Genomic DNA, 17,280 nt, shown 5'->3' with positions numbered 1-17,280 from the left:
TCCGTGAAGTACCGGACCCTGGCCTTGCCTCTCCGGGCAGGCCTGCACAGTTTCGCGACCGGCCGGAGACCGGGGCGGGAGTGGGGACGGGCATGATGCGTTGGCGAGCAGGCACGGCGGGGCTGGCGCTGGGCGTCTGGGCCGCGCTCGGAAGTGGCTGCGACCAGGGAAAGACGGGCCCCGCGCCGCAACCCGTCGTCGAGGAGCCGCACCCCGCGCCGGGCACGCCTCCCGAGTTCGTCCCGGGAGACGCCCGCTGGACGACACACACCGCCATGGCCGGCAGACAGGACGTCACGGCCGTCGCCTCGGATGGGAGTGGCGGCGTCGTCCTGCTCGGCACGAGCGAGGCCCCCACCTCCAGCGATACGTCCCAGGACCCCGACGGCACGACGCTCACCGTCTCGCGCCATGACGGCAACGGGCAGCAGCTCTGGAGCAGGAGCTTCACCCCCGAGCCGGGAGCGAAGGGCCTCGCGGACGTGGATGCGCTGATGCTCGCGGTCTCCACCTCGGGCGACGTCTTCGTCGCCGGCAAGGTGGAGGGCCAGCTGCGCATGGGCGACACCGTCATCACCGGCAGCCACTTCGTGGCGAAGCTGGCGGCGGACGGGAGTCCCCGCTGGGCCCGGGCCACGGGCCCCGTGAAGGCGCTGCTTCCGGATGGAGCCGGAGAGCTGATGCTGGCGCATGGGCTGGAGGTGGAGCGCCACGACGCGGGGGGAGGCTCGCGCTGGAAGCGGGACGTCCCCGCGGTGGGCTCGGCCACCGTCGCCGCGCTGGACGTGGAGGGCGGGCTCATCATGGCGGGACAGAAGCCCCTGGGCCCCTTCGAGAGCCGCGGCTTCATCGTGCGCCTGTCACCCGACGGCGAGATACGCTGGGAGCGCGACGTGGGCCCCGGCGCGCCGAACTTCACGGACGTGTCCTTCCGTCCGGATGGCAGCTTCCTCTTCACCGGTGACTTCAACGGCACCCTCCAGTGGGGGCGCGACACGTTGCAGACGCCCTGCTCGGAGCGCGGCTGCTTCCGCACCGTGTTCACCCTGGCCACGGACGCCTACGGCGAGCCGCTCTGGGGACGAGTACTGGACAGCGAGGACGTGAGCGGCTCGGAGGGGGCACGCCTCGCGGTGGACACGGACGGGAGCTCGGCGATGCTGTGGCGGCACGGGTGCGGCTCGGAGCTGGCGCGCCTGTCGGCCGGGGGCGACGTGCTGTGGCAGGACTTCTACGTCACCGCGCCGTGCTTCGCGACGCCGCTGCTCCGCGACGTCACCTTCCTGCCCGGCGGAGACGTGGTGGGCGCGGGCATGTTCTCCGGCACGCGCTCCTTCGGCGGCCGCTCCTTCGCCGCGGACGACACCGACGTCTTCCTCCAGCGACTGGTGCCCTGACTCAGGCGGCGCGGGACGTGGCTTCCGGGGGCGCGGCCTGCGCGGGCGCTTCCACGGGCTCGCCATTCTCCCCGAGCACCACGGGCTTGATGCCCAGCTTGCGCTCGACGAAGGCGTGGCCCAGGTAGATGAACGGCGTCAGACACACCGCCACCAGCAGCTTCACCGCGTAGGACGTGTAGATGAGGTTCAGGATGGTCGCGGTGGACAGCAGGCCCGACCACGCGATGAACTGCACCACCACCGTGTCGATGAGCTGCGACACCAGCGTGGAGCCCGTCGCGCGCAGCCACAGCATGCGGTTCTGCGTGACGCGCTTGAGCAGGTTGAAGATGGCGATGTCGCAGAACTGGCCGATGAGATAGGCCACCATCGACGCCATCAGGATGCGCTGCGAGCCGGCGAAGATGTTGTTGAACGTCGGCTCCACCGCGCCCTTCCAGTCCGGCGCGAGCGTGAGCGGAGCCCAGGGCACCCGCACCGCGATGGCAATCACCACGAAGGCGAAGATGGCCATGAAGAAGCCCACCCAGGTGATGAAGCGGGCGGCCTTCTTCCCGTAGAACTCGTTGAGGATGTCCGTGAGGAGGAACGTCACCGGGAACGGCAGCATCCCGATGGACATCACCGCGACGATGGGCCCCAGCTTCACCTCGAACAGCTTCACCGAGATGATGTCGCCCACCACCAGCGAGATGACGAACACCGCCGCCAGCACCACGAAGAGCTGAATCCGCCTGTCGAGTACCATCGCCCCGCGTCTATACCGCGCCTCACTCCCTGAGCAGTAGTCCCCCATCCAGCACCAGCTCCGAGCCGGTGAGCCAGGAGGCGCCCAGGAGGTAGCGCACCGCCTCGCCGACCTCCTCCGGTGCGCCCAGGCGACCGAGCGGGTGCAGCGCCCGCAGGCTGGCAAGCTGGACCTCCTGCCTGCGCGCGGACTCCGTGGGTGACAGCGGACCTTCCCCCGGTGCGAGCCGCACCTCGCGTGTCATGTCCGTCTCCACCACGCCTGGGAGCACGGCGCTGGCTCGCACGCCCCGTGCGGCGCCGGCCAGGGCCAGCACCTTCATCACCTGGAGCAGCCCCGCCTTCGCCGCGCTGTACACCGCGCTGGTGAGGACGGGGCGCGTGGCCAGCGTGGAGGCCACGAAGACCTGGGCGCCGCCCGGCTCCAGCACCTCCAGCGCCTGCTCTCCCAGCCGCAGCGGCGCCACCAGGTTGACCTCGAGCTGTGCGCGCAGGGCGTCCTCGCCGATGTGGCCCGGCGGCTGATGCACCACCTGACCCGCGCTGTGGACGAAGCCGTCCAGCCCGCCGAGCAGCGCGGCCGCGCGGCGCAGCAACCCTTCGCGCGCTTCCGGTGAAGCCAGGTCACACGGCAGGGCGTAGGCCTTACCCGGCCACTCGCGCACGAGCGACTCCAGCACCTCCGCGCGCCGACCCGTCACCACCACCTGCCCGCCCGCGCGCAGCAGCGCCTCCGCCACCGCGCGGCCGATGCCGGTGCCTCCGCCGGTGATGAGCACCTTCCGGGTGCCCGTCGCGCTCACGGGCTGCGCTCCGCCGGCGAGCCCGGGGCCACGGGTGCCTCGTGCGGGTAGTAGGAGAAGCCCGCGGCGGGGGCGAGTCCCTCCGCGGGCGGCTCCGTCTCCACTTCATCCGTGGGGATGAAGCGCGGCCGGTCCACGCACAGCACCGTCTGCTCCGTGGCCGTCGGGTTGTCGTACCGGTGCGGGAAGCCGCGCGGCCAGTGGAAGGCCATGCCGCGCTCCACCGGCTTGCCTTGCAGCAGCAAGCCGGGGCCGAGCACCAACTCGCTCTCCTCCATCTGCCGGTGCACGTGCGTGGGGATGGTGCCGCCGGGCTTCACGCGCAGGCGGTAGACGCCGTAGCCCGCGCCCTCGTGGATGATGTCCACGCGGCCGAAGGGCTTGTCCTCGCGCGCGTACTCCATCTCCTCGGAGGTGCGGTGAATCTGGAGCGACGGCACCGCCATGCCGCCCAGCGCCTGCGGCTTGGTGACGCGCACCGTGGCCGCGTACACCTGCGCCCGGGGCACGTCGCCCGTGGGCGGCGCGAGCACGTAGCGGCACACGGCCTCCGCGGCGGACTCCAGCAGCTCGAAGCGGCACGCCTCCAGGAGGAAGCGCAGCTCGCCCGTCAGCCGGCCGTAGTTCACCGTGTTCGCCAGCTTCCCGCCCGCCGCCGCGCTGCGCGTGTCCAGGAAGAGCGCCACGTCCAGTCGCAGCGGCTGGGCCGCGAAGCGCTCGCGGTTGAAGACACCCACGATGCAATCCACCGTGAGGCCCCGCAGCTCGATGACGTCCAGCGGCCGGCCCTGCGGAGTCGTCACGACCGGGGGATGGAAGGGGGGCTCTCCATTCATAGCTGTGCGCTCCTGCCGCCATCCACGGCGATGACCTGCCCGGTGATGTACGGCGCCTCGCGGGCGAGGAAGACGACGGTGCGGGCGATGTCCTCGACGGTGCCCTCGCGCCCCAGGGGAATCCGCTTCAGCACCGCCTCGCGCGCCGCCGCGTCGAAGTCCTCGGGGAAGGCCACCGTGCCCGGGGACACGGCGTTGACTCGCACGTGCGGGGCCAATTCCACCGCCAGCGCGCGGGTGAGCATGATGAGGCCCGCCTTGCTCACCGAGTAATGCGAGTAGTGGCTCACCGGCCGCTCGCCGCCGACGTCGGTGAGGTGCACCACCAGCGGGTCCTTCCCGGCGCGCAGGCTGGGCAGCAGCGCCTGCGTGAGGAAGAAGGGCGCGTCCAGGTTCACCGCCAGCATCGTGCGGTACTGCGCGCGGGAGACGGAGGCGAAGTCCACCCGCTCGAAGAGGCCCGCATTGTGGACCACCACGTCCAGCGCGGGGCACGCCTCGCGCACCTGGACGCCGAGCGCGTCCACCGCGTCAGGGTTGCTCAAGTCGCCGGCGTGGAGGGTGACGCGGCGGCCGAGCGCCCGGAGTTCTTCCGCCAGCGACTCCAGCGAGTCGAGCGAGCGGTTCGCGTGGAGCGCCAGGTCATAACCGGCGCGGCCGAGGGCGCGAGCCACCGCGCTGCCGATGCGGATGCCGGCTCCCGTGACGAATGCGGTACCCATGGGCCGCATTCAGTAACAGGCCGCCCGCGGAAAGGCACCATGCGCCTGAAAAGGCGCGGGGCGCACCGAACTACCCCCGTAGTCCGACGCGCCCCGCGGTACTCCCTGCCCCTAAAACTCGAAACCGTCTTCGCTACGGGTAGTAGCTGGCCGCGTGGGCGCGGTTGTTGCGCCAGCCGCCGTCATTTCCGTAGGACACCCAGACCCACTCCTGCACCGCCTCGTAGTGGCCGGGGACCCAGCGGTTCTCGTAGAAGCCGCCCGTGCACTTCGTGACGTGCCCGCGCCGGGTGTAGCGCTCCTTGCAGACCTCGGGGACCCACACGCGGTCGTTCCGGCCGTCGACGTAGCGGTTCACCGTCTGCAGCTCGTAGCGGCCACGGGCCTGCGGAGGAGGCATCGGCGCCGGGCCGTGGTGGCACGCGCTGCCGTGGACGTGGACCTCGACGTAGCCGTTGCCGCCACCATGGTTGCGGTCGTCGTAGCGGTTGTCGCGGCGGTCATCGTGGCGGTCGTTGCGGCGGTCATCGCGGTAGTTGTTGTTGTCGCCGCCGTTCGTCCGCCGCGAGGCCTCCTGGTTGGCCCAGTCACGCACGCTGCCGTCTTCCGCCAGAGCCGCCGTGGAGCCGAAGAGAAGGGTGCCGAGAACCAGGGACGCGATACCAGTCTTGAGAGCCATGTCGTTCAACCTCCGTCGTCCTGCTTGCACCTTCTGACGGGGGTCCCCGCAGTTCATTCAATGCCCGGGGCCTCGCCATTTCCCCGGGCGGGCGCCACCTGGACCTACATTGGAAAGGCCCGGGAGCATGCGGGGTTAGCGGGGTGCGACCTCCGCGCAGGTCAACCCCTCCTCGGGGGCACAGTTCTGCCCCACGAGGCAGCCACGCACGCCTCCAGAGTCCACGCAGCGGATGGGGCGGCAGTCCGCGTCCCCCGTGCAGGGCCGGCGACTCACCGTACACGCGCCCTGGCTGCATGCGTCCTGCACACAGTCCGCGTCCTGCTGGCAGGTGCAGAAGCCCTCCACGTCGCCCTCCTCGATGACACAGCGGTCCGCGCACTCCGCATCCGAGCGACAGCGTGCACGGCTCGCGGCCACCACGACGTCCGCGCACTGGTAGCCATGGGGACAGCCCTGCCCCTGCGAGCAGTCCACGCCGCAGAAGGCGGTGCCCGGACTCGTGGCCTCGCGCAGGCAGAAGTTCGCGCCGCGACCGCAAACCTGGAGGCCGCCTCCGTAGGTGCAGCTCGCGCAGTAGGGGCGGCGCGTCGGGTCGAAGTCGCTGTCGCAGCTGTGGGTGGTGGTGCCGCAGCGCTCGCCGAAGGCACAGTCCGTGGCTTCCGCGCAGAAGGATGCGTCGCAGACGCCCAGCGCGCAGGCGGCACGGCCCTCGGGCGTGGTGGCGTCGCAGGTACAGGGCGCGTCGCCACAGCGGCAGGCCGTGCCCGGACAGTCGCCTTCGCTCCGGCAGCCGGACACGCACGCGGTGCGTGAGACGTCACAGACCTCGCCCAGCGGGCAGTGCAGGTCAGAGGTGCAGCGGCCTCGGGTGAGGCAGGTCCCGGTGCCCGTGTCGCAGAAGAGGGAGGCGTCGCCGCAGTCCGCGTTCGACTCGCAGCCCGCGCGGTCCTGGCAGAAACCTGCTGCGTTGCAGGTCTCGCTCGGGCCGCAAGCGGTGTCCGTGCGGCAACGGCAGACATGGGCCTGCGTGTCGCAGCGGTACGCCTCCGCGGGCGAGCCACAGTCCGCGTCCGCTCGGCAGACCGTGCCCGGCTCCGGAGTGTCCTCGTGGCAGGCGGCGAGCACGAGCAGTAGCAGCGCTGCGAGCAATGTGCTGCGATGGTTCATGGAGCGCAGACCTCCGAGCGGCTCGGCACGTAGGCCGTCAGTAGCGCCGCGGGCCATGAACGGCGACGGTTGTTCACGGGTCGAAGACCTCCGAGCGGCTCAGCACGTAGGCGGTCCACGTCGCGGGCGAGAGCGTGTCGTACGTCCACTGCGCGTACTCGAAGCGAGGCACTCGTGCCATGGACAGGTCCGCGCGCAGGCGAGTGCCCTCGGGCAGACCCGCGCGGAGCAACTCCAGCGCGGGGACTGGCAGCGTGACGTGAGTCACTCCTGCCGGGAGGATGGCCGTCCAGCGGATGCCGCTGCCTTCGCCCAGCGCGGTGAGAGTGAGCCGCTGCACGTCGGGCTCCGTGGACGACGGGGCCGTGCTCCACGCCACCTCGCCAGTGAAGCGCTGGCCGGATGGAGGGACGGTGAAGGTTGGTAGCGGTAGCAGGGGCCCGAGCGTCATGCCCTGCGCGGGGTCTCCCGGCTGACGGTGGTAGAGCAGGCTCTGCGGATACGTGGTGGTGCCTCGCAGCAGGTCGAGGAACAGGAGGCTCGCTCCGTCCAGCCGTGGCAGGCCGGGGAACGTGAGCCGTGGACCCGGGCCTTCGATGACGGAGAAGAAGCGCGTCCCCGTGCCCCAGTTGTGCGGGTGCGGCACCAGTCCCTCCGCGCCCAGGTCCAGCCACGCGTACACCTGGTGCAGCGCGGGCTGTCCCGACATGTTGATGGGGCCGTCCACCGTGAGCGGCGCGGTGACGTCCAGGTGCATGTCGAGCACCACGTCCTGCCCTTGCGCGACTCGCGTGGATGAGGCCGCGATGCCGCGCCGCACTCCGAGCAGGTAGGGCTCGAAATCCACCTCGTCCTTCAGTACGCCCAGCACCGCGTACACCGCGCGCAGGCCGGGCTGGCTGTGGACCTGGAACGTGCCTCCGTCCTCTCGCACGCGCCACGTGTCCGCGCGCCGGTCTCCCGGTCCCGCGAAGGGCGGGCCGGAGGTGGGGCTCGGCTGGGCGACGAAGACTCGGGCCTCCAACACTTCATTCGGGCCGAGGGGCCTCGGTGGCTTGAAGCCTCGCACCCGACCGGTGATGGCGGCGGGGGAAAGCTCGGGTGGGTTGCCCGGGTTGCCGTCGCTCGTGAGCTTGCGCAGGAACACCGTCAGGTTCTCCGCGCGGATGCCCGCCACCGTCACCGCGTCGTAGCCGTCCTTGAAGGCCGTGGCGACCTGTGCGCCCACCATCCGTGGGTCCGAGAGCGTGAGTTGGCCCCTCGCATCCGTGACGCCCTGGAGCGGAGTCGACGCATACGGGCCGAGCATCACCCGTGCTCCCGCGACCGGCTGACCGTAGGCCCCCGACGAGGTGTCGAGCACCGTGACGTTCAGCGTGCCCGTGAGCGGTCCACCGGAGAGTCCTCCGGGGCCCCTTGGGTCGAAGTAGGTGAAGACCTCGGGCAGCGCGGTGCGGGTGGTTCCTCGCGTGAGGGCCACCTCCACCGGGGACTGCACTCGCGAGGACGGCGTGCGGCAGGTCAGCGTGTGGCCGTCCACCACCTGCACGTCCGTCGCGGGCTCGCCTCCGAAGGTGACGGTGGTGCCTGCACCGAAGCCCGCGCCTCGCACCGTCACGCGGGTGCCTCCGGCGATGGCTCCTCGGACGGGCTCCAACTGCGCGAGCATGAGCGGCGCCTCGTAGCTGAAGGCGGCCGGCAGGAGGGCTTCGTTCTCCGGGTCGCTCGCGGAGAAGACATGGAGGGCCTGCGCGCCCGCGCCTCCTGGAGGTGTCGTGAAGAGAAGCTGTTCCTGCGTGGGCGTCGCGGCCGCCGTGGCGTCGAGCGCCCCCACCCGCGCCACCGCGTCCGGTGGAATGAACGTTCCTTCCACCGTGACCTGCGTCCCGCCGGCGGTGGGCCCCGCGTCGGGCGTCACCTGGGAGAGCGCGAGCCGGAAGGTGTAGCCATTCGGGAGGCTGGTGCTCTCGGTGCCGGCCGTGGCGCTCACGGTGACGATGCGTGGCAGCGAGGATTGCACGGGTACAGTGACAGTGGCCGTGGTCGGCGTGGCCGTGACGAGCGGGACGGCCTGACCTCCGAAGGACACCGCGAGGCCTGGCGCGTCGAGCCCGCTCCCCGTGAGCGTCACCGTGCCGTCCGCCCTCGTGCCGACGTGGGGGAAGACTCCGCGCAGGGCGAGAGTGCCCGGGGTGGACTCCTCGTAGGTGAAGCCGTTGCGTACCTTCCAGGGGCCTCGCGGGGTGAGGACTGTCACGTCGAGGGCTCCCGCGCTCGGGCCCGGTGGCGTGGTCGCCGTGAGCTGGGATGGTGAGTCCACCTGGAACAGTGGGGCGGGGGTGCTTCCGAAGAGGACGGCAGTCGTGCCCTCGAAGCCCTTCCCCGTGAGCACCACCCGCGTGCCTCCGGACTGAGGGCCGGTGAGCGGAGCGAGGTCCGTGATTCGTGGGTCGCTGATGTAGCGATACGCGCGCCGCAGCACGCCTCCGCTTCCCTGCCCGTGGACCCTTACGTCCACGGGCCCCTCGTTCAGGGCTCGGGGGACGACGACTCGCAATTCGGTGGAGGAGACTCGTGTGACGGCGGGACTCGCCGTGCCTCCGAAGAGGACCTGGAGCTGCGCGGGGAAGCCCGTGCCCACCAGTGTCACCGTGTTGCCACCGGAGAGCGCACCTTCCGCCGGAGAGAGGTCTCGCAGGTCGAAGGATTCGAAGTACGTGAAGCAGGCTTCGCAGCGAGCCGTGCCTCGCGGGTTCTCCAGCGTGATGCTCGCGGGCCCGGGAACGCCCGGCGGTGTCCGGAGGTCGAGCGAAGTGTCGTCGATGATTTGAAAGTCGCGCACCTCGCGCTCGCCCAGCTCGAGCACCGTGCGGCGGGCTGCTTCCGTGGGAGTCGCGGCCACGCCCTGGACGAAGCCGCTGCCCGTCAGTCGCACCCAGGTGCCACCTCGACTGTCGCCCCGTGCTGGCAGGAGCGAGTTGAGCGTGGGGGCGGGGCCCGCGTCGGGTTGGGAGCCCGCATCCGTGCCCGCGTCTTCGGCTCCGCTTCCCCCATCGATGAGGCCGGCGTCGGGGGTGACTCCCGGCGGACGCGGGCTGTCACCACAGGCGGCGAGCACGAGCAGCACCGCCAGACGCAGGAGGCCTGCGATGGCGGTGACATGGCACCGGGTCCGGCGGCCATGGCTCATGGCAGCAGCTCCGCGCGGAGGGTGTAGCCATTCGCAGTGCGCGCATCGGCTCCGGTGACTCGCGCGGTGAGCGTCTTTCCTCCTGCGATGGAGGTGGGCAGTGAGACCGTCGCTCCGTTGGCCTCGGTGGAGCAGCCCAGCTCGTGGGGGTCCGCTCCTTCGAGGAGACACAGGCGTAGCAAGCCGTCCGCGGCGACGTAGTTCGACAGTGACACCCGCACGCCCTGCCCCTCCGGCACGGTGAGACGGAAGTGGTCCTGGTCTTGCGGACACAGCATCCCTTCCAGCGACAGGCCCGCCGTCAGGGCTGTCGCCGTAGCGGGAGTGTCATTGGGCTCGTGGGAGTCGTCGTCGCACGGTGTTCCCCGTGAGAGGAAGAAGCCCACGTCGTACGCTCGCGCCGCACTGCTCCGCGCCGCGATGCGCACGGTGTATGTGCCGGGGACCGCCGCGACATGCGTCGCCAGGAAGTGTCCCGAAGCGAGCACCCTTCCGCTCGCGTCCTGGAGCGTGGTGGTGAAGGCTGGCTCCGCGAAGGCGTCCGCCTCCACGTTCACCCCGAGCTGGTCACCTCGCTCCAACGCGATGGAGAAGTGGTCCACGTCGTCCGGGCAGAGCGTGAGGCCAAGGTATCGGCTCGCTCGTACCGGAGATGCCGTGGGGATGGTGTCGTTGGGCTCCAGTGTGTCCGGCTCGCAGGCCCTCGATACACAGGTGCCGGTTCCTATTTCACAGCGTTGGTCGGCCGCGCAGCCGTCGTCCGAGGTGCAGGGCGGTGGCTCGGGCAGGCATGCTCCGCTCGGCACGTGGCACTGGAGGTGTACCGTGCAGTCCCGGTCCGAGTAGCAACGAGGGGACGCCGCGCAGCGTCCCGCGGCGTCACAACGAAGGCCGGGCCCGCACTCCGCATCCGCCTCGCACTGGACGCAGCGGCCTTCAGCGCAGCGCTCTCCGGAGGCACAGACCTGGGACTCCGTGGCCTCGCTGCAGCGGGGCACGCAGGCGTGCAGCCCCGTATTGCAGCGCTCCTCCAAACCGCAGTCCGCGTCCTCCACGCAGCCCAGGTCCTCTTCACACACGAGGTTCGCCGTGTTGCAGCGCTGGCCTGTCGGACACTCTCCTCGCGTGCCTGAGGGACAGAGGACCACGTCCGCGCGCTGGCGACAGAGTCCCTGCCGGCACCACATCCCGAGCTCGCAATCCGCGCTGGCCGTGCAGTCGGTGCCCCAGCCCTCGCGGAGGGTGCAGACCCGCGCGTCCGCTTCGCAGCGTTCCTTCAGTCGGCACTGGCCACTGGACTCGCACGGGCCGCAGAAGCCTTCCGTCCCGCAGACCTGGCCTCCCTCACAGTCGTCGCGGTGCTCGCAAGCGGAGACTTCGGGGCCCGCATCGGGCACGGGCTTCGCGGGGTCGGAGGAACAGGCCGCGAGGAACAGGGCGAACAGCAGCGAGACGCGTGTGAGTGCGCGCGCCATCACGGCACCTCCGTGACGATGCCCGCGGGCCACTGCACGTCCGCCACCGTCCACACGTCGCCCTGCTTCGCCAGCGTGCGGCGGAACTCGCCCTTGAGCACGCCCCGGTCGTACACCCGCACCGTGGCCTCGCTGCGAGGGTCCACGGCTCCATTCCCCCGAGCCAGCACCACCGCCACGCGGTACGTCCCGGACACGGGGCTCTCGTAGCCGAACACCTCCGGCCCGTAGCCCGTCAGCCGGTCGCGCAGCAGCTCCGGGTCGTCCAGCGGGCCGGGTGCTCCCCAGTCCGGACGCGGATTCGCGTAATGACAGTCATCCGGCGCGGAGCCCAACACCACATCCGCCCCGCGCAGCACGTGCAGGTCCAGGTCCGTCAGCGCGTTGTTCCAGGACACCTCCACCAGCAGTCGCTGCGCGGGCACCGCCACCACGCGGGCCGTCGCGGGCTGGAGGCTCCGAGCCCCCGCCGCATCCGTCACGTGCAGCTCCACCTCGTACTCGCCTGGAACCAGCGGGTCCAACCGCAGCACGGTGCTTGCTGCTCCCGCCTGGGCGATGGCGGCCTGGGAACCCACGGGCCGCTGGCGGAGGGTCCATTGATACGTGAGCGGTGTGTCTCCATCCGGGTCCTGCGAGCCCGTTGCGTCGAGCGTCACCTCCTGACCCGGTGCACTGGCTCCCAGCGGTGCCATCACAGGGACGGGCGCGCGGTTCATTCCTCCGCGCAGCGGCACCGTGGCCTCGCGGTGGTCGGGGTCCGTGGTGCGCAGGCGCAGGGTGCCGTTCGTGGGCTCGGACATGGACCCCACGAGCATGGTGTAGCGCACGGTGATGGGGACCTCGGTGCCGGTGTCCAGCACCGCCGGGGTTCGCGTCGAGCCGAGCAGCTCGAAGGTGGCGGGGGTGTCGCTCGTGAGCCCGATTTCCTCCAGGACCAGAGGAGCGCTGCCCCGCGAGCGCACCGTGAAGGTCCGCACCGCAGCGCTTCCTTCCGACACCCGGCCGAAGTCGAGCTGCTGCGGGTCCACTTCGATACTGGCTGCGGTGCGGCCCTCTCCCCGGAGTGAGACCTCCACCGCGCCCTGCTCCGGGTCGTCCGTGTGCAGCTCCAGCGTCGCCGTGTAGGCCGCCTCGCGTGGAGGGACGAAGGCCAGTGTCACGGGGGCCTCGCTCTGCGCGGCGACTTCTTGCGGCGCGGAGACCACGCGAAAGGGGGTCTCCGCTTCGCGCACCGTGACTCCGAGGACTCGCAGCGATGCGCGGCCCGCGTTCACCAGCGGCAGCGTCACCGTGCGCTCGTTCAGCGCGGGCACCGGGCCGAAGTCGAGCGTCGGCTCCGGAGCAACCCAGCGGGGAAGCACCGGGCGCGCGGGCCCGTCTCCGCCACACGCGGCTCCGAGGAGGCAGAGGAGCGCGAGGAGCAGGATGGGCAACTTGTGGAGAACGCGAGCACGCGACACCAGGTGCTGTTCCGCATTCGCGCGAGGCGCCTCAAACGAGCTGAACAACTTGTGGAGAACACGGGCGCACGACGCCAGTGGAGACGTGTCGCAGCGACGCCTCACGACGCGTCCTCCTCCACGTATTCCAACTCCACCCTCGTGCCGAGCCCCGGAACGGAGTCACCCGCGAAGAAGACCACCCGCCTCGCCGGCTCGTACGTCCATCCATCCGCCCCGCCCTGCACCGGCGTGCACACCGCGTCCAACGCCTCCGCCGACTGCTTCTCGCAGGCAGTGCGGTCCACGGACTCGCAACCCTGGAGTGACTCCTGTGCCGTGCCACACGGATGGCGCACGCGCACCCGGAGCGTCTCCACCTTCGGGGCCTGCTCCAGCGCGAACGTGCGCCGCAGGCCCACCGCGCTCGTCGCCAGCGTGCGCAGCGTGTCCGCGAAATCCGCGTCGCAGATGCTCCCCACCTCGCCCCCCGTGAGCCTCACCAGCTCCGCGTAGCGCGTCCCCGGCTCCGCGCCGCACCCGTTCGCCGGCACGTCTCCGATGATGGCCGACGCCACCACCGTCCCATCATTCCCAATCCCCTTCGCCTGCTCGAACATCCGCCAGTACGTGCGCACGTCGTGCGGCGAGCGGTCGTCCTCGTCCGTCACGAAGGCCAGGTACAGCCACGCCCCGGGACGCAGGAAGGGCACCGGATGCGCCTTCGCGCATTCCTCGCGGCAGGCTTCCGACGACGCACAGCCCGACTCGCACGCGGCGCGCGCCTCCAGCACCGGCGCGTTCTCGCGCGCCTGGCGCTCCAGCACGCGGCTCGCCGCCTCCAGGCCGGCCTCATACGCGCTGCCCTGCGTGCCCACCCTCACGCTGTCCGCGAACGCCCGCTCCAGCTCCGGCGTGTCCGGGGCCAGCACTCGCGGCTCGCCCACCAGCTCTCCCGGACGCGTGAAGATGTCCGTCGTCGCCACGCCCATCCGGAAGTCGATGCGCCCCTCGCGGAACAGCGCGATGAACGCCTGGAAGTTGCGCGCCAGCGCCTCCTGCCTCGGCGCCATGGAGCCCGAATCATCCACCACCCACAGCACGTCCACCGCCGAGGCGGAGCGCTGCGCGTACGTGTCCACGTGGTAGCCCGGCGGCAGCGAAGGCACGAGCCGCTCGTCACGGCAGGACACGGAGAGGAGCGCCAGGAAGGCGACCGCGGCGGCACGGCGCATGGGGCGTGCAGCCTAACCCATCCTCCCCGCCTCGCGCCCCGCCCGGGCTCGCGTCGTCCACCTTCCACTTCCACCACCGCGCCCCCTGCACCGGCCGAAGATGCGCTACATGCGAGGGCACCATGTTCCACCGCCAAGGGCCCACCTTCCAGGAGCTGGCCAAACAGGCGCTCTCCTCCGTCGAGCGTGGGTACGATTTGCTCGCCCCCAAGTTCGACTACACGCCCTTCCGCACCCCGGACCCCGTCCTCAAGGCCGCGATTGAGCAGTTCGGGCCGCCCGGCTCCGTCGGCAGTGCGCTCGACGTGTGCTGCGGCACCGGCGCCGCGATGCGCTTCCTCCGGCCCCTCGCCCGCGAGCGCGTCGTCGGCTTCGACCTCAGCCAGGGCATGCTCGAGGAGGCCAGCCGCCGCCTCTCCGGCGCACCCGGTGACGCACGCTTCGAATTCACTCGCGGCGACGCGCTGGAGCTTCCGTTCCACAGCGAGTTCGACGTCGTCACCAGCTTCGGCGCCTTCGGCCACATCCTCGAGGAGGACGAGCCCCGGCTGGTGCGCGGCATCGCCCGGGCGCTGCGCCCCGGCGGCCGCTTCGTCTTCGTCACGTCACATCCGCCCTCGAAGCTCCACCCGGGCTTCTGGCTGGCCAAGGGCTTCAACGCCGCCATGCGCGTGCGCAACGCGCTCTGGCGACCGCCGTTCGTCATGTACTACCTGACGTTCCTGGTGCCTCGCGCCCGCGCCCTGTTGGAAGCGGAGGGCTTCACCGTCGAGGTGCGCGACGGCATCCTCCCCGAGCCCTTCACGCCGCTCAGCACCGTCATCGCCACGCGGAAATGAAACGGGGCCCACCGCGTCGCGGTGAGCCCCGGGCACTGACTCAGCTGACGACTACGGCGTGGGCGCGCTCACCTTCTTCGCGCCCTTGTCCAGGCTGGTGAACACCGTCTCCAGCCACATGTCCTGGTTGACGAAGCCGGCGCCCCAGGGCTTGAACTTCTCCGGCAGGCCCTCGGCCTTCACCTGCGCCAGCGTCTTGCCGGCCTCGCGCTTCGTGCGCACCAGCGACACGGACTCGCGGATGGCCGCCACGAAGCTCTCCAGCTCCGCGCGGCCCGCCAGCGGACCGTGGCCGGGGATGATCTTCACGCCCTGCGGCAGCGTCGCCAGCACCTTCTCGATGTTGGCCAGGTAGCCCTCCACCGAGCCCCCGCTATTCAGGTCGATGAACGGGAACGAGCCCACGAAGAAGTGGTCGCCCATGTGCAGCACGTTGGAGCCCGCGAAGTACACCAGCGAGTCGCCGTCCGTGTGGCCCGCGGGCAGGTGCGTCAGGCGAATCTCCTCGCCGTTGAAGTAGAGGGACATGCCCGTGTCGTAGGTGATGACCGGGAGGGCCTCCTTCTTCGCGGGAGGAATCTTGCCCATGGGGCCCATGTCCACGCCGGCAATCAGGCGCGTGCGCACCTCGCGCTGCGCGACGATGCGGCCCTCGCGGCCGAACACGCCGTTACTGCCCGTGTGGTCGAAGTGGTAGTGCGTGTTCAGCACGTACGAAATCTTCGCCTTGCTCAGCTTGTCGAGGGCCTTGTTGATTTTCGGGGCCAGTACCTCGAACTGGTCGTCGACGATGAGCAGGCCGTCCGGGCCCACCGACACGCCGATGTTGCCGCCCACGCCCGTCAGCATGTGCACGTTGCCGGCGACAGGCTCGCTCGTCACGTTCCCCTTCGCCGGGTCCGGGAGCTGCGCCAGCGCCACCGAGGGAATCGCCACCAGGACGGCCAGGAGACTTCTCATTTGTAGGCTCCACGAAGCAGGAATTGAAGGTCGCGCAACATAACCGGAGGCACGTCACCCCACCTGCTTTTGTGCACGCCACGCTCACGTCACGTAGTCCACCCGCGTCACCGTGTACTCCACCGCGCCGCGCGGCCGCTCCACCAGCACGGACTCGCCCACCTCCTTGCCCAGGAGCGCGCGCGCCAGCGGCGACTCCACGCTCAACCGGCCCGCCTTCACGTCCGCCTCGTCCGGCCCGACGATGCGGTAGCGCACGCGGCTTCCGTCCTCGTCCTCCAATTCCACCCATGCGCCGAAGAAGACGCGGCCCTCCTGCGCCCCGTCCGGCTCCACGACGCGCACTTCCTCCAGCACCGCCGCCAGCTCCCGCGCGCGCCGCTCCCGCTCCTTGCGCCGCGTGCCCAGCTCCAGCGGCGTCAGCCCCGCCGCCCCGGTGTCCGGCCCCTGCGTGGCGAGCAATTCCTCCTGCAGGGCCCGGTAGCCCTCCGGAGTGATGTAGCGCTTCTCCCCCGACGCCGGACGCGGCCGTGCGGGCAGGAGCCCCTCGTCCCCGCCCGCGTCCTCCTTGGTGAATGCCTTCGACATGCCTGCCTCCACCCTTGAGAGATTCCTCAGTCCTTCCAGGGATTTGTAGCCCCCGCCGTGGACGCCTGCCCGTCCAGTGGGCGGCCCTCTTTTCTGCCTAATGTGAAAAATGGCAGAATCACGGACATGCCCCTGCCACGCAATCTCCCCCGATTCGCGCACCGGCTCACCGTCCGGCTGCGCGGGATGTTGCCTGTCTACACGCATGATGTGTCCGAGGGCGGCTTCTGCGCGGACATGCTCCAGCCGCTGAAGCCGGGCACGCCCATCGAAGGCTCCATCGCCGTGGGCGAGTCGGAGCTGCCCTTCCAGGGTGAAGTGGTGTGGACGCGGCGCGCGGCGGGTGAGCGCATGCGGGGGCGCTACGGCGTGCGCTTCACGCACGTCACCGAGGAGTTCCGCCGCCGCCTGCAGGAGTACCGGAAGATGCAGGGCAAGCGGCTCGTGCGCTGGTTCACCTGAGCCACTGAGCCGCGCCTTCTTCAACGACACGCGCCCGGAGGTCTACTCACGAGCCAACGCCGAGACGGCGTGGAAGCGCACCGTGGACTTCCTCCACGCGAAGCCCGGCTGAGCACACGCGTGGAGGAGGACGGCGCCGGCTCAGGTGCCGGCGCTCGGCCCGGTCGGGGTGGCGGGCGTCGCGGGCGTGGCAGGCGACTCAGGCGAGGCGGGCGTGGCAGGCGTCGCGGGCGACTCCGGCGTGGCAGGCGTCTCCGGGCTGACGGGCGTGGCGGGCGCCTCCGGCGTGGCGGGCGTGCCCTCCGGCGCGGGCGACTGTCCCGAGGGCATGAGCTGCAGGCGGTAGCTCTTCACGCCCGCGGGCAGCACCACCTCGAACAGCGGGTTCTCCTTCAGCAGCTCCGGCGACACCTGGAGCGTCACCAGGCCTTCCGTGTCGGTGACGGCCGACAGGCGCGAGCGGCTGTCGCCGGCCAGCACCCGGGCGCCCGGCACGGGCTGGTTCGTCTCCGTGTTCACCACGCGCAGCGCCACCGTCTGCCCGGCCACGCTGGCGGTGGGGCCCGGCGCCACCACGTCCTTGTAGCGGGGGCGCAGGGTGCAGGCGGACAGGAGGGCGGTCGAAGCCAGGACGGCGGTCAGCAGCGTGCGGCGGAGGCTCATGGGAATTTCCGTGCGGGATGAGAGGGGGTGCGGCCGGGCGCGGCAGCATAGCCGCAACCCACCGCGTCG

At 70.9% G+C, this 17,280-nt stretch carries 16 protein-coding genes; 3 read left to right on the top strand and 13 right to left on the bottom strand.

Features of this window, described 5'->3' with window-relative positions; genetic code table 11:
- Positions 1–92 precede the first annotated feature (92 nt).
- Entirely contained in the window at positions 93–1,397 is a 1,305-nt protein-coding gene (locus tag G4D86_RS10210; RefSeq protein WP_163992051.1) for a hypothetical protein, read from the top strand.
- A gap of 1 nt (position 1,398) precedes the next feature.
- On the opposite strand, the gene G4D86_RS10205 is transcribed toward G4D86_RS10210, so the two are convergent.
- The 10 genes from G4D86_RS10205 to G4D86_RS10160 form a co-directional block, all read right to left on the bottom strand.
- Positions 1,399–2,148 carry a queuosine precursor transporter gene (locus G4D86_RS10205; protein WP_163992049.1) on the bottom strand — a complete coding sequence of 250 codons (750 nt, stop codon included), beginning with the start codon at positions 2,146–2,148 and terminating at the stop codon, positions 1,399–1,401.
- Positions 2,149–2,170: 22 nt separating this feature from the next.
- On the bottom strand, positions 2,171–2,950 hold the full coding sequence (locus G4D86_RS10200; RefSeq protein ID WP_163992047.1) for an SDR family NAD(P)-dependent oxidoreductase: 780 nt from the start codon (positions 2,948–2,950) through the stop codon (positions 2,171–2,173).
- Positions 2,947–3,786 carry a dihydroneopterin aldolase gene (locus G4D86_RS10195; protein WP_163992045.1) on the bottom strand — a complete coding sequence of 280 codons (840 nt, stop codon included), beginning with the start codon at positions 3,784–3,786 and terminating at the stop codon, positions 2,947–2,949. The genes G4D86_RS10200 and G4D86_RS10195 overlap by 4 nt, the downstream gene beginning before the upstream one ends.
- On the bottom strand, positions 3,783–4,508 hold the full coding sequence (locus G4D86_RS10190) for an SDR family oxidoreductase (protein ID WP_163992043.1): 726 nt from the start codon (positions 4,506–4,508) through the stop codon (positions 3,783–3,785). The genes G4D86_RS10195 and G4D86_RS10190 overlap by 4 nt, the downstream gene beginning before the upstream one ends.
- A 133-nt stretch (positions 4,509–4,641) precedes the next feature.
- Complete coding sequence (locus tag G4D86_RS10185) at positions 4,642–5,187, bottom strand: hypothetical protein (RefSeq protein WP_240360155.1); 546 nt, start codon at positions 5,185–5,187, stop codon at positions 4,642–4,644.
- Positions 5,188–5,322: 135 nt separating this feature from the next.
- Positions 5,323–6,357, bottom strand: a complete 1,035-nt coding sequence (locus G4D86_RS10180) for a hypothetical protein (protein WP_163992039.1) — start codon at positions 6,355–6,357, stop codon at positions 5,323–5,325.
- 73 nt (positions 6,358–6,430) lie between these two features.
- The gene (locus tag G4D86_RS10175) at positions 6,431–9,547 is read right to left on the bottom strand and encodes an IPT/TIG domain-containing protein (RefSeq protein WP_163992037.1); all 3,117 of its coding nucleotides are present in this window, start codon (positions 9,545–9,547) and stop codon (positions 6,431–6,433) included.
- Positions 9,544–11,022 (bottom strand): hypothetical protein, encoded by a 1,479-nt coding sequence (locus G4D86_RS10170; RefSeq protein ID WP_163992035.1) that lies wholly within the window; start codon positions 11,020–11,022, stop codon positions 9,544–9,546. Before G4D86_RS10170 ends, G4D86_RS10175 begins: the two co-directional genes overlap by 4 nt.
- A complete protein-coding gene (locus G4D86_RS10165; RefSeq protein ID WP_163992033.1) occupies positions 11,022–12,485 on the bottom strand; it encodes a choice-of-anchor D domain-containing protein in 1,464 nt (487 codons plus the stop codon). The genes G4D86_RS10170 and G4D86_RS10165 overlap by 1 nt, the downstream gene beginning before the upstream one ends.
- 101 nt (positions 12,486–12,586) lie before the next feature.
- On the bottom strand, positions 12,587–13,699 hold the full coding sequence (locus tag G4D86_RS10160; protein WP_163992031.1) for a vWA domain-containing protein: 1,113 nt from the start codon (positions 13,697–13,699) through the stop codon (positions 12,587–12,589).
- A 122-nt stretch (positions 13,700–13,821) separates the two neighbouring features.
- Between G4D86_RS10160 and G4D86_RS10155 the strand changes: the two genes are divergently transcribed.
- Positions 13,822–14,538: a class I SAM-dependent methyltransferase gene (locus G4D86_RS10155; RefSeq protein WP_163992029.1), complete on the top strand. Its 717-nt coding sequence runs from the start codon at positions 13,822–13,824 to the stop codon at positions 14,536–14,538.
- A 51-nt stretch (positions 14,539–14,589) separates the two neighbouring features.
- Here G4D86_RS10155 and G4D86_RS10150 read toward each other — a convergent pair whose 3' ends face one another.
- Together G4D86_RS10150 and G4D86_RS10145 are read right to left on the bottom strand one after the other, a co-directional pair.
- Positions 14,590–15,498, bottom strand: a complete 909-nt coding sequence (locus G4D86_RS10150; RefSeq protein WP_163992026.1) for an MBL fold metallo-hydrolase — start codon at positions 15,496–15,498, stop codon at positions 14,590–14,592.
- An 84-nt stretch (positions 15,499–15,582) separates the two neighbouring features.
- A complete protein-coding gene (locus tag G4D86_RS10145) occupies positions 15,583–16,086 on the bottom strand; it encodes a GreA/GreB family elongation factor (RefSeq protein WP_163992024.1) in 504 nt (167 codons plus the stop codon).
- 126 nt (positions 16,087–16,212) lie between these two features.
- On the opposite strand from G4D86_RS10145, the gene G4D86_RS10140 reads away from it, so the two are divergent.
- Positions 16,213–16,548 (top strand): PilZ domain-containing protein, encoded by a 336-nt coding sequence (locus G4D86_RS10140; protein ID WP_205519522.1) that lies wholly within the window; start codon positions 16,213–16,215, stop codon positions 16,546–16,548.
- Positions 16,549–16,689: 141 nt separating this feature from the next.
- On the opposite strand, the gene G4D86_RS52735 is transcribed toward G4D86_RS10140, so the two are convergent.
- Positions 16,690–17,211, bottom strand: a complete 522-nt coding sequence (locus tag G4D86_RS52735) for a hypothetical protein (RefSeq protein ID WP_240360154.1) — start codon at positions 17,209–17,211, stop codon at positions 16,690–16,692.
- Positions 17,212–17,280 lie beyond the last annotated feature (69 nt).

Source organism: Pyxidicoccus caerfyrddinensis (genome assembly GCF_010894405.1).
Taxonomy (GTDB): Bacteria; Myxococcota; Myxococcia; order Myxococcales; family Myxococcaceae; genus Myxococcus; species Myxococcus caerfyrddinensis.
Note: the sequence above shows the minus strand (reverse complement) of the source record. Positions and strands in the feature narration are given on the sequence as shown.